Origin of the sequence: Pseudoalteromonas sp. SCSIO 43201 (genome assembly GCF_023716725.1) — a bacterium.
Taxonomy (GTDB): Bacteria; Pseudomonadota; Gammaproteobacteria; order Enterobacterales; family Alteromonadaceae; genus Pseudoalteromonas; species Pseudoalteromonas peptidolytica.
Window position 1 is genome coordinate 1,160,032 of record NZ_CP072683.1, and the last position, 12,165, is coordinate 1,172,196.

7 protein-coding genes and 3 rRNA genes are annotated in these 12,165 nt (G+C 44.3%); 3 read left to right on the plus strand and 7 right to left on the minus strand.

The window, feature by feature from the left end:
* The first annotated feature begins 123 nt into the window (after positions 1–123).
* The 3 genes from J8Z24_RS04970 (at position 124) to rrf (J8Z24_RS04980) (ending at position 3,462) form a co-directional block, all read left to right on the plus strand.
* Positions 124–3,008, plus strand: a 23S ribosomal RNA gene (locus J8Z24_RS04970).
* Positions 3,009–3,194: 186 nt separating this feature from the next.
* Positions 3,195–3,308 (plus strand): 5S ribosomal RNA (rrf, locus tag J8Z24_RS04975).
* Positions 3,309–3,348: 40 nt separating this feature from the next.
* Positions 3,349–3,462, plus strand: a 5S ribosomal RNA gene (gene rrf, locus J8Z24_RS04980).
* A gap of 1,047 nt (positions 3,463–4,509) precedes the next feature.
* Here rrf (J8Z24_RS04980) and J8Z24_RS04985 read toward each other — a convergent pair.
* From J8Z24_RS04985 to ettA, 7 genes are all read right to left on the minus strand, one after another.
* The gene (locus J8Z24_RS04985; RefSeq protein WP_147391334.1) at positions 4,510–5,421 is read right to left on the minus strand and encodes a hypothetical protein; all 912 of its coding nucleotides are present in this window, start codon (positions 5,419–5,421) and stop codon (positions 4,510–4,512) included.
* Between the two features lie 166 nt (positions 5,422–5,587).
* Positions 5,588–7,051 (minus strand): sensor histidine kinase, encoded by a 1,464-nt coding sequence (locus J8Z24_RS04990; RefSeq protein WP_252095386.1) that lies wholly within the window; start codon positions 7,049–7,051, stop codon positions 5,588–5,590.
* The gene (locus J8Z24_RS04995; RefSeq protein ID WP_128732613.1) at positions 7,048–7,773 is read right to left on the minus strand and encodes a response regulator transcription factor; all 726 of its coding nucleotides are present in this window, start codon (positions 7,771–7,773) and stop codon (positions 7,048–7,050) included. The genes J8Z24_RS04990 and J8Z24_RS04995 overlap by 4 nt, the downstream gene beginning before the upstream one ends.
* Positions 7,774–7,825: 52 nt before the next feature.
* Entirely contained in the window at positions 7,826–8,533 is a 708-nt protein-coding gene (locus J8Z24_RS05000) for a spondin domain-containing protein (RefSeq protein WP_252095387.1), read from the minus strand.
* Between the two features lie 12 nt (positions 8,534–8,545).
* Positions 8,546–9,244, minus strand: coding sequence for a spondin domain-containing protein (locus J8Z24_RS05005; RefSeq protein ID WP_252095388.1), 699 nt, complete (start codon positions 9,242–9,244; stop codon positions 8,546–8,548).
* A gap of 463 nt (positions 9,245–9,707) precedes the next feature.
* Complete coding sequence (locus J8Z24_RS05010) at positions 9,708–10,073, minus strand: PilZ domain-containing protein (protein WP_128732611.1); 366 nt, start codon at positions 10,071–10,073, stop codon at positions 9,708–9,710.
* A 397-nt stretch (positions 10,074–10,470) separates the two neighbouring features.
* Positions 10,471–12,135: an energy-dependent translational throttle protein EttA gene (gene ettA / locus J8Z24_RS05015; protein ID WP_128732854.1), complete on the minus strand. Its 1,665-nt coding sequence runs from the start codon at positions 12,133–12,135 to the stop codon at positions 10,471–10,473.
* Positions 12,136–12,165: the final 30 nt, after the last annotated feature.

Genomic DNA, 12,165 nt, shown 5'->3' on the forward strand with positions numbered 1-12,165 from the left:
CGAAAGAAAATGCCGATTAATCATTTGTTTGATTAATTAGCGTCTACTTTAGTATTCAATATTAACTTCTGGCGAAGTTAAACTGTCTTTAGCAGTACAACTTAAAACTATTTTGGGTTGTATGGTTAAGTGACTAAGCGTACACGGTGGATGCCTTGGCAGTTGGAGGCGATGAAGGACGTACTAACTTGCGATAAGCCTAGTCAAGCCAGTAAGAGGCGCTTGAGACTAGGATTTCCGAATGGGGAAACCCACCTGCTTGCAGGTATCGTTAACTGAATACATAGGTTAACGAGGCGAACGCGGAGAACTGAAACATCTAAGTACCCGTAGGAAAAGAAATCAACCGAGATTCCGAAAGTAGCGGCGAGCGAAATCGGAGCAGCCCTTAAGCTTTAGTGTAGTTAGTGGAACATGCTGGAAAGCATGACGAAACAGGGTGATAGTCCCGTACACGACAACTTATCCAAAGTGAAATCGAGTAGGTCGGAGCACGTGAAACTTTGACTGAATATGGGGGGACCATCCTCCAAGGCTAAATACTCCCAACTGACCGATAGTGAACCAGTACCGTGAGGGAAAGGCGAAAAGAACCCCTGTGAGGGGAGTGAAATAGAACCTGAAACCGTGTACGTACAAGCAGTAGGAGCCTACTTGTTGGGTGACTGCGTACCTTTTGTATAATGGGTCAGCGACTTATATTCTGTAGCGAGGTTAACCATTTAGGGGAGCCGTAGCGAAAGCGAGTCTTAACTGGGCGCTTAAGTTGCAGGGTATAGACCCGAAACCCGGTGATCTAGCCATGGGCAGGTTGAAGGTCAGGTAACACTGACTGGAGGACCGAACCCACTAACGTTGAAAAGTTAGGGGATGACCTGTGGCTAGGAGTGAAAGGCTAATCAAACCGGGAGATAGCTGGTTCTCCCCGAAATCTATTTAGGTAGAGCCTCGGACGAATACTTACGGGGGTAGAGCACTGTTAAGGCTAGGGGGTCATCCCGACTTACCAACCCTTTGCAAACTCCGAATACCGTAAAGTACTATCCGGGAGACACACGGCGGGTGCTAACGTCCGTCGTGGAGAGGGAAACAACCCAGACCGTCAGCTAAGGTCCCAAAGTGTATGTTAAGTGGGAAACGATGTGGGAAGGCTAAAACAGCTAGGAGGTTGGCTTAGAAGCAGCCACCCTTTAAAGAAAGCGTAATAGCTCACTAGTCGAGTCGGCCTGCGCGGAAGATGTAACGGGGCTAAACATACCACCGAAGCTACGGCTGCGTACGTAAGTATGCGGGGTAGGGGAGCGTTCTGTAAGTGGCTGAAGGTGTGCCGGGAGGCATGCTGGACATATCAGAAGTGCGAATGCTGACATGAGTAACGATAATGCGGGTGAAAAACCCGCACGCCGGAAGACCAAGGGTTCCTATCCCATGTTAATCAGGGTAGGGTGAGTCGACCCCTAAGGCGAGGCTGAAGAGCGTAGTCGATGGGAAACGGGTTAATATTCCCGTACTTGGTATGAATGCGATGGGGGGACGGAGCAGGCTAGGCAAGCATGGCGTTGGTTGTCCATGTGAAAGGCTGTAGGCTGGCGACTTAGGAAAATCCGGGTTGCTAAGGCTGAGAGTCGAGACGAGCCACCACGGTGGTGAAGTTGTTGATGCCCTACTTCCAGGAAAAGCCTCTAAGCTTCAGTTCATACTGAATCGTACCCTAAACCGACACAGGTGGTCAGGTAGAGAATACTAAGGCGCTTGAGAGAACTCGGGTGAAGGAACTAGGCAAAATTGTACCGTAACTTCGGGAGAAGGTACGCTCTTACTTGTGAAGACTTCGCGTCGTAAGCAGGCGAGAGCCGCAGTGACCAGGTGGCTGGGACTGTTTATTAAAAACACAGCACTGTGCAAAATCGTAAGATGACGTATACGGTGTGACACCTGCCCGGTGCCGGAAGGTTAATTGATGGGGTTAGCTTAGGCGAAGCTCTTGATCGAAGCCCCGGTAAACGGCGGCCGTAACTATAACGGTCCTAAGGTAGCGAAATTCCTTGTCGGGTAAGTTCCGACCTGCACGAATGGTGTAACCATGGCCACGCTGTCTCCACCCGAGACTCAGTGAAATTGAAATCGCAGTGAAGATGCTGTGTACCCGCGGCTAGACGGAAAGACCCCGTGAACCTTTACTACAGCTTGGCACTGAACATTGACCCTACATGTGTAGGATAGGTGGGAGGCTTTGAAGCGCAGACGCTAGTTTGTGTGGAGCCGACCTTGAAATACCACCCTTGTAGTGTTGATGTTCTAACTTAGGCCCCTGAATCGGGGTTGAGGACAGTGCCTGGTGGGTAGTTTGACTGGGGCGGTCTCCTCCCAAAGAGTAACGGAGGAGCACGAAGGTTTGCTAAGTACGGTCGGACATCGTACGGTTAGTGTAATGGTAGAAGCAAGCTTAACTGCGAGACAGACACGTCGAGCAGGTACGAAAGTAGGTCATAGTGATCCGGTGGTTCTGAATGGAAGGGCCATCGCTCAACGGATAAAAGGTACTCCGGGGATAACAGGCTGATACCGCCCAAGAGTTCATATCGACGGCGGTGTTTGGCACCTCGATGTCGGCTCATCACATCCTGGGGCTGAAGTCGGTCCCAAGGGTATGGCTGTTCGCCATTTAAAGTGGTACGCGAGCTGGGTTTAGAACGTCGTGAGACAGTTCGGTCCCTATCTGCCGTGGGCGTTTGAGAATTGAGAGGGGCTGCTCCTAGTACGAGAGGACCGGAGTGGACGAACCGCTGGTGTTCGGGTTGTGATGCCAATTGCATTGCCCGGTAGCTACGTTCGGAATCGATAACCGCTGAAAGCATCTAAGCGGGAAGCGAGCCTCGAGATGAGTTCTCACTTTGACTTAGAGTCAACTGAAGGGCCGTTGAAGACTACAACGTTGATAGGCGAGATGTGGAAGTGCTGTGAGGCATTAAGCTAACTCGTACTAATTACCCGTGAGGCTTAACCATACAACGCCAAAGTGGTTTAGCGACAGAAGTTAATAGACTAAAGTAGACAAAAGAATTTAATAGCTTTTCTAGATTTAAGAATTAAACAAGGTGACCAACCTCAGCGATATAGCGAAATCGGTTCACCTTGCGCAAATGGAATGCTCGTGCGAGGCACGATGTCATTAAACATTTGCACCCAGATTTCCTGGTGACTATAGCGTTTTGGAACCACCTGACCCCATGCCGAACTCAGAAGTGAAACAAAACAGCGTCGATGATAGTGTGGGCTTCCCATGTGAAAGTAGAACATCGCCAGGGCCAAATTTTATATAAAAACAAAAACTAAAAAAAGAATTTTCCTGATGACTATAGCGTTTTGGAACCACCTGACCCCATGCCGAACTCAGAAGTGAAACAAAACAGCGTCGATGATAGTGTGGGCTTCCCATGTGAAAGTAGAACATCGTCAGGGCCTTATTAGAGAAACCCGTTGCAGTAATGTACCGGGTTTTTTGCTATGTGGGATTTGAAAATAAATCAACACCTCGCGAGGTAAACTCGCTCCTACCACGACATCAACAAAGTGCTGCACTTGCTGGAGGCGGTTTACTCGCCGAGCTTTTGGGCTTCAAACAAAAAGAATAAAAACATCCAACTTCGTAGCGAGCAGGGCCTTATTAAAGGTCGATTAACAGCATTCATCCATTAACCTAATCGACATTAGTACATCCAAGTGCGTCAAACCCGTTGCAGCAATACAGCGGGTTTTTTGCTATGTGTGATTTGAAAATAAATCAACACCTCGTGAGGTAAACTCGCTCCCACCACGACATCAACAAAGTGCAGCACTGGTAGGAGGCGGTTTACCCGCCGAGCTGTTGGGCTTCAAAAAAGAATAAAAACATCCTACTTTGTAGCGAGCAGGGCCTTTAAAGGTCGATTAACAGCATTCATCCATTAACCTAATCGACATTAGTACATCCAAGTGCGTCAAACCCGTTGCAGTAATGCACCGGGTTTTTTGCTATGTGGGATTTGAAAATAAATCAACACCTCGCGAGGTAAACTCGCTCCTACCACGAACTCAACAAAGTGCAGCACTGGTAGGAGGCGGTTTACCCGCCGAGCTGTTGGGCTTCAAAAAAGAATAAAAATATCCTACTTTGTAGCGATCAGGGCCTTATTAAAGGTCGATTAACAGCATTCGTCTATTAACCTAATCGACATTAGTACACCCAAGTGCGTCAAACCCGTTGCAGTAATGCACCGGGTTTTTTGCTATGTGTGATTTGAAAATAAATCAAGACCTCGTGAGGTAAACTCGCTCCCACAACAATATCAACAAGGTGCAGCACTGGTAGGAGGCGGTTTACCCGTCGATGGTTTCTGGGGGGGATTATTGCTCGAGAGCCCTTACAGCTTATGACTCTCGATAGAATTGATCCGTTTGTGATAAGTGTTTTTCATTGCAAAATAGATCATTTATTTAATGCAATAGGCATGAGTAATGTAACGATAGCTATGATCCGTCAGCTATCACCCTTATCTCCCGTTGCCTGTTCATAGAATTATGGGATGTAGCTCCTCGTGATGGGAGTCTATTAAAAGTAGCCAGTGGTGCATTCCCTAGCGCGATTTCTACCTCAAAGTGAAATGCCTTGGGGTTTTCTGGAGCATAGTTTTCTTTAGAGAAGAAAAAGCACGGATCACCACCAACACCCCAGCGGACACCCTTTTTCAAAATATATGAAGCACCTGGAATATTCTGCCACTGTCGTCCTGGTTGTCTGTATTGATAGCGCTGACGGATATCAATGGTTCTTCCCATAGTAAGGGGGCGCCTGACAATATAATCAGGGTTAAATGTTGAGTGGTCGTCAGTGACCGAGGCGCTTTGAGAGCCATTTGGTGGCATAAAAAAGCTTTGAGGTACTCTACTTAATAATTGGTTAAAAGGAGGGTCATAAGCCCTAGCGGTTGGATACCATACATGCTCCCTTGTTAGGCAGTGTGTAAAGGTGTTCACATCACCATTGGTACTATCAAATGTGAATTGATGTTTAAAAATATACCGTGCGTTATCAATTCTTATCATACCATGAGTGGGATCTCGAAATTGATACCATTGTAATTCAAAATCATGAAAAGCCATATTGTAATTCGTTGGGCGGGCAAAGCTGTCGATATTTAATGCGTTGCCTAAGTAAACTAATGCTGTTTGGTATTTTAGAAGTTTATCTACTGGCAGGCTGTGTATCTCACCCTCTATATTTTCGGCCGTTCGATTATTGATATTTCGATTATTTGGGCTGTTCTGCGCATTACCACCTAGCAGGAGAATGATATTGTTAAGAGAGGAGGCACTCTGGCGAAAGCCATCATTGGCGGTTCCAACGTGGTTCATAAAGTTACGCATTGAGACTATTGGCATAGTAAACTTTCCGTATTGTATTACAAATCAATGAAGTATAATTTTTACTTTTAGTTAAAATATAGTTTACTTAAGTAGAAAGCCAGAAATATTTATATCGAAGGTATACCGAGAGGTTATCTTAAGTAGAAAGTACCAAACCATAAAGATTGATCACAAACTTTATTCACTTATTTAAAGGCAAAATGATTTTGAATTGGGTACCTTCATTGATCATGCTTGCTACACTGATCCGACCTTTCAGTATTCTGATTAGCTCACTGGTTATCGCAAGACCGAGACCTGCATTGTGTTTGCGGTTGCTATTGCTGTTTTTGCCTTGAAAACTGGCATCAAAAATATGTTGTAGATCCATCTCACTGATCCCTATGCCCGTATCATTAACTTTGACATGTGCATAACCTTCATGCTCTTCTAGTATCAAGCTAATTTTCCCCCCCGCTTTTGTGTGCCTTATTGCATTATCAATTAAGTTTGACAGAACTCGGTCCAATTTACCTATATCACTGGTAATAGCCATAGTACTTTGAATAGGGGATATGACTATCTGTAATTGGTTAGCCTCAGCTTTTAATTTGAATTTTGCAGCAACGTCATAAATAACCTCCAGTAAATTAAAAGTTTCTATATTCATTTTTGCATGCCCAGCTTCTAGATGAGCAAGTTCAAAGATTTGGTCAATGAGGTGATTTAGTTGATTGATATTTTTACTGGCAACTTTAAGGTTTTCCATAATGGTTTTATCTGTGGTTTGCTTTTCTGTGAGCTCTATATAGCCTTTTAGCGATGCTAAAGGAGTGCGTAGATCATGACTAAGCTGAGATAGAAATTTCTTACGTTGTTCATTTTTATCGTTCAATGTGGTTAGTTGATATTGGATTTTATCCAGCATCGCATTCACACTTCGCCCTAGTCGGTGTATCTCGTCATTTTTTGCAGGCCAATTGATTTGCGCATCGGGGCTGATGTCAAATTGGTTTTGACTCACTCTGTCAATATACCTAGTAAGACGAGCAATCGGATTGGTTATCTTGTTGAGTAAAAATAAGGCTATTGCAAGGAGGAGTAATAAGGTGCCAAGTAACCATAATGTGCCAAGCATGACCTTTTCGGAGCTTTTCAGTTGCTCAATGATGTTGTTGTATTTTGAAGATCCAATAATGATGTATAAATAGCCTTGAAGTATATCTTTGTTAGTAACAGGTGCTACAGAGAAAATTTTACTGCCATGTGTACTTCTTGGGTCGTCACCTAAAATTGGTAGCGTATTGTTTGTGTTAAGTAACTGCTGTAGTGGGGTGATATCAATCTTCTCTCGTTTGATTTCTCCTGGCTCTGCACTGTATGTGAGCAAGTTTCCCTCTGGAGATACAAAGTAGAGTTCAAAGGCAGGCCCTAAGATCATCAGCGTATGGAACAAGTTGCTTAGCCCTTCATAGTCATAAACCCCTTCCCTGATAAGTGGGTTATCCGCAACTAAATGTTGAGCTAAAGATAAGTGAAGCTGTTGCTCGGCCTGCGATTTTGATACTTGTGATAATGCTTGAGTCCACCATATAAAAAGCATGCAAATCAGTAAAAATGTGACAAATAGCATGGCTGCTAGCTTTTTATATAATGTGAGTCTCATGCGTTCACTCCTTGAAGGGAGCTTGCGTTCAGCTTATATCCGACGCCCCATACGGTCTCTATGACAATATGATTGGAAATGGGATCTAGCTTTGCGCGTAGGCGATTAATGTGTGAATTAACAGTATGCTCATACCCTGAGTGTTGATAGCCCCAAACGGACTCAAGTAATTGAGATCGCGAAAACACATGATTAGGATGTTTAGCAAAAAACTGTAATAGCTCAAACTCAGTCGCTGTGAGCTCTAGCTTTATGTCACCAAGTAAGATTTCATGACAATCGGTATCGATAGTTAGCGCGCCAACTTGAATTTTATCATCTGAAGAGGTGGGAATAGAGCTTTTATCATTTAATTGACGTACATGTCTCAATTGGGCTTTTACTCTAGCTTGAAGTTCTCGGCTGTTGAATGGTTTACAAATGTAGTCATCGGCTCCGACTTCTAACCCAATGATTTTGTCTATTTCACTGCTTTTCGAGGTAACAATAATCACGCTACTCATTGGGTACAAAGATTTAAGTTCTCTACACAAGCTGAGTCCATCCATATTTGGTAACATTAAATCGAGCATAAATATTGCGTGTTGCTTCTTTTTTGCCATATTCAAAGCGTCTACACCATCCGCGATATGGGTGACGGTTAATGACAGCTCTTCTAAATGAACTTGAAGCAATCTAGCTATATCTTCATCATCTTCAACTAACAATACACTGTCTAACATATGCAGCCCTTAGTGGAGCGAAAGCGCCTATGGGCAGGCGCTTGCTCATGGGCTATTTGATTCGCTCAATTGTTATTGCCAACAGCGGATTATCAAACTTATGTATACTGGTTAACGTAGAGCTTGTTAAGCCATCATCGTTGCCAACGACTCCGCTATGCATGGTTACCATATTCTGGTTATCGTTACGTTCCACATTAAATCCTTCTCCACCATCAGCAGGCCCGGGGATACTCCCTTGGGCTTCAGTATTTAGCTCTGTACCAGCATCATACGCTGAAGTGCGATACATTTTTTTTTCACCGATGGGCATAGTGGACACATCTATGGCATTAAGACCGGAAAATCCATCATTTGTATTCACCATCATTGTCAATAAAGATAATTTTAAATTGGCGAGAGTCTCAGACTTAATCGAAATGGTTGACGTAGAGCCTGGCCCAACTGGGGTCTCTGTTGTGCTTGACGACATAGTCATACTTTGTGCTAAAAGTGCACTGTTATCGCCACCTTCTGCGAGCTTTTCAAGTTCGTTAGAGGCGGCGGTACCAACTTCGAAGTAGTGACCTGATTGATGTAGCATAACAGCAATAGGTGACATCGGCTGTGCTTGAGTGAGGTTGGTGATACTTACGGAAAACTCATAGTCTACCACCGGTGATGTTGGTGTGTCTGTTACCACTGTGCTGTTATTGTCATTGTCTCCACATGCACTCAGTAAGAGCGCTGATATGGCAACGAGTGTTAATTTGGTTTTCATCTCAGGCTCCTGTTACTTTACGGTGATTGTGAGTTTAGCAACTGGATTTAACCAGCGATGTACAGTGTTATGTAGGTCACTTGCCCCGCCAATTTGTTCATCATCTCCAACATTGCCTCTGTGAATATGGATCGTGTTGTTTTCTTCGCTGTTGGTAATGCCTAGCCCTTGGCTACCCGGAGTCACGCCCGGAGATGCGGGAATACCAGGCATACCTGGCGCACCAGAACCATCGACAACCAACTCATTGTTAGCTTCGGTACCTGCATCATACGCGTTAAGGTATACTTCATATGTACCTGCTTCAGTAGGTATGGGCCAACTATTTAAGCCGACAAAGCCATCATTCGTTGGTAGCATCATGGCAACCAACGATAGATATGTGTTTCCATTACTCGTTGAGAGCATCGCCATTGTTGAGCTTGCCGGGGCGAGTAACCCACCAGCAGGGTTCATTACCATATCGGCGTTGATACTTTCTAACACATTACTCAGTCCAGAAATATCACCTCCTTCGGCCATCGCTTGAAGTGGCTCTGAAGCAGTTTCACCCAATGAAAATAATGCTGTGCCAGGGGCGTGTGCAGTCACAAGCAAGGGCGTATAGTAAATACCATGAGTAAGGTTGGTTATTTTCACTTCGAGCTCTTGAGCAAGGGCACTACTGGCAAAACAAGTGGCTACTAGGGTGGTAAGGATCTTGGCTTTCATGATGTGGTCTTCTCATTTTGTATTGTTAGTAAACCTATCATGGCAAGGAGTTATTGAGAGGGGCTCACGGAATTATCACATTTTCATCACAAAATACCATCATGTTTATCACGGTACACCCAGCTTGGTGCCCGAGCGAAGTTTGTAAAGTTAAGCGAATCAGTATTGCGTTAGTTAATTTGTAAGTAGGTTTGTTTTTACAAGAAGGGGTGTACTAATTAGCCCCGATAATTGCTCAATTTGGAGGAGTAAACCTGACGCTAAGTACGTTAAAAATTTCTTATTTAGAACCAGTAAAAAGCAAAATCTTTACCTTGCCTACACGGATGTTGATACCTTGGCGATAGAGGACGCGTAGGCGGTGTTATCGACAAGATTTTCTCGCCTCAAAATAGACCACTTAATTAAGACAATCGGTATTGCTGACACGGACGGCTTCTTTTATTTTAAACGCTTCGGTGGGCTAGTCTTCTTCGTGGGTCAACTGTTCGAGTTCGCGATAAAGTATATCTTCATCGGCTAGATTAAGCTCTATAAGGCGCTTAAGGTGGGTAACACTATCTAAATCTATTTGGCGGCAGTGGACGCCGAGATGTCCTTCTTCAACATGGCGAACTTCAACTTCCATGGTAATTTTAATATCACTGCCGGGCAGGTAGAAATTTAAGCTTGCAGGGTCATTTTTAAGTGGAACATAACCTTCAGGTAGGGTGAGCAGCGCTCCGTTCAAGGATAGATCCAAGATTTTGCAGCTAAAGTCGCCACTAGAAGCCATAAACTGCGCCTCATTTGAAAAAATCACTCTAGAAAACCTTCTACGCTCTTTCATTACTTAACCCAATAATCCATATAGTTAAAATGATAGCGTATATCACGTTACTCGCTACTAAAAAGTGATAATTAATAGCTGTATTTTGTTGCTCTTAAGCATAATACCAATTTGACTTAATACTTGCTCAATTTGAAGGAGTAAATCTGACGCTAACAGCGTTAAAAATTTCTTATTTAGAACAACTAAATAGCAAAACTTTTGCCTTGCCTACAGGACGTAGGTACCTCGGCGTGAGCAGGACGCGGAAGCGGTGTTATCGACAAGATTTTCTCACCTCAAAATAGATCACTTAATTAAGAAAATTGGTATAAAGCTCATGATGCAGCCCGAAGTTGAAAATTTTTTGGTGCTATAAAAAAGGCCCCTGCAATGAGGAGCCTAATTACAATATTGATTAGCCAATTTTTTTATACTTGATACGTTTAGGCTCCGCGGCGTCAGCGCCGTAGGTTTTTTTCAGCCACGCTTCGTATTCAGTGTAGTTACCATCGAAGAAGTTGATTTGGCCTTCATCACGGTAATCCAAGATGTGCGTCGCGATGCGGTCTAAAAACCAACGATCGTGCGAGATACACATAACACAGCCTGGGAATTCCAAAATCGCATTCTCCAGCGCTCGCAACGTTTCTACGTCTAGGTCGTTGGTTGGCTCATCCAGCAGCAGTACGTTGCCACCAGCTTTTAGTAGTTTTGCTAGGTGAAGACGATTGCGCTCACCACCAGAAAGTTCTTTTACAAATTTCTGCTGGTCATTACCTTTAAAGTTAAAGCGGCCAACATAAGCGCGGCTTGGTACTTCAAAGTTGCCAATTTTTAAAATGTCTTGGCCGTTTGAGATCTCTTGGAAAACAGTATTGTTGCCATCCATATCATCACGGAACTGCTCAACGGTAGCAATCTCAACGGTTTCACCAATTGTGATGTCGCCGCTATCTGGCTGCTCTTGGCCACTTAACATTCTAAATAGTGTTGATTTACCTGCGCCGTTTGCACCGATGATCCCAACAATTGCCCCTTTTGGTACGTTGAAATTCAAATCGTCAATCAACAACCTATCTCCAAAACTCTTGCGTAGGTTGCTTACTTCAATCACTTGGTCGCCTAAGCGAGGGCCAGGTGGAATGAATAGCTCATTGGTTTCGTTGCGCTTTTGGTAGTCATTTTGCTGTAGCTCAGTAAACTGTGCCATACGTGCTTTTGACTTAGCTTGGCGACCTTTCGGATTTGAGCGCACCCACTCAAGTTCTTTTTCAATCGACTTTTGGCGTGCTTTTTCTGATTTTTCTTCTTGCTTCAAACGTGCATCTTTTTGCTCAAGCCATGAAGAGTAATTACCTTCCCATGGAATACCGTGACCACGGTCAAGCTCTAAAATCCAGCCTGCGACATTGTCTAGGAAGTAGCGGTCGTGGGTAATTGCTACCACAGTGCCTTCATAGTCATGCAAGAAGCGCTCAAGCCACGCGACAGACTCCGCATCTAAGTGGTTAGTTGGCTCGTCAAGAAGTAGCATATCAGGCTTTTCAAGTAGCAAGCGGCAGATAGCAACACGACGCCTTTCACCCCCTGATAGGTGCTCAATTTTAGCATCCCACTCAGGTAAACGTAGGGCGTCAGCAGCACGTTCTAGTGCATTGTCTAAGTTATGACCATCATGTGCTTGGATAATTGCTTCAAGCTCGCCTTGCTCTTTTGCTAGTGCATCAAAATCGGCATCTTCCATCGCATATTCAGCATATACTTCATCTAATCGAGTCAATGCACGCTTAACTTCACTAACTGCTTCTTCTATTGTTTCGCGAACGGTCTTGCTTTCATCTAATACAGGTTCTTGTGGTAAGTAGCCAATCTTAGTACCTGGCTGCGGACGTGCCTCGCCCTCGAACTCTGTATCAACCCCTGCCATAATACGTAGTAAAGTTGATTTACCCGCACCATTTAGACCTAACACACCAATTTTAGCGCCAGGAAAAAAGCATAAAGAAATGTCTTTGAGGATAGTGCGCTTAGGCGGCACAACTTTGCTCACCCGCGACATGGTATAAATATATTGAGCCATGAGTTTCCAATCTCTTTTTTGATTTAGACG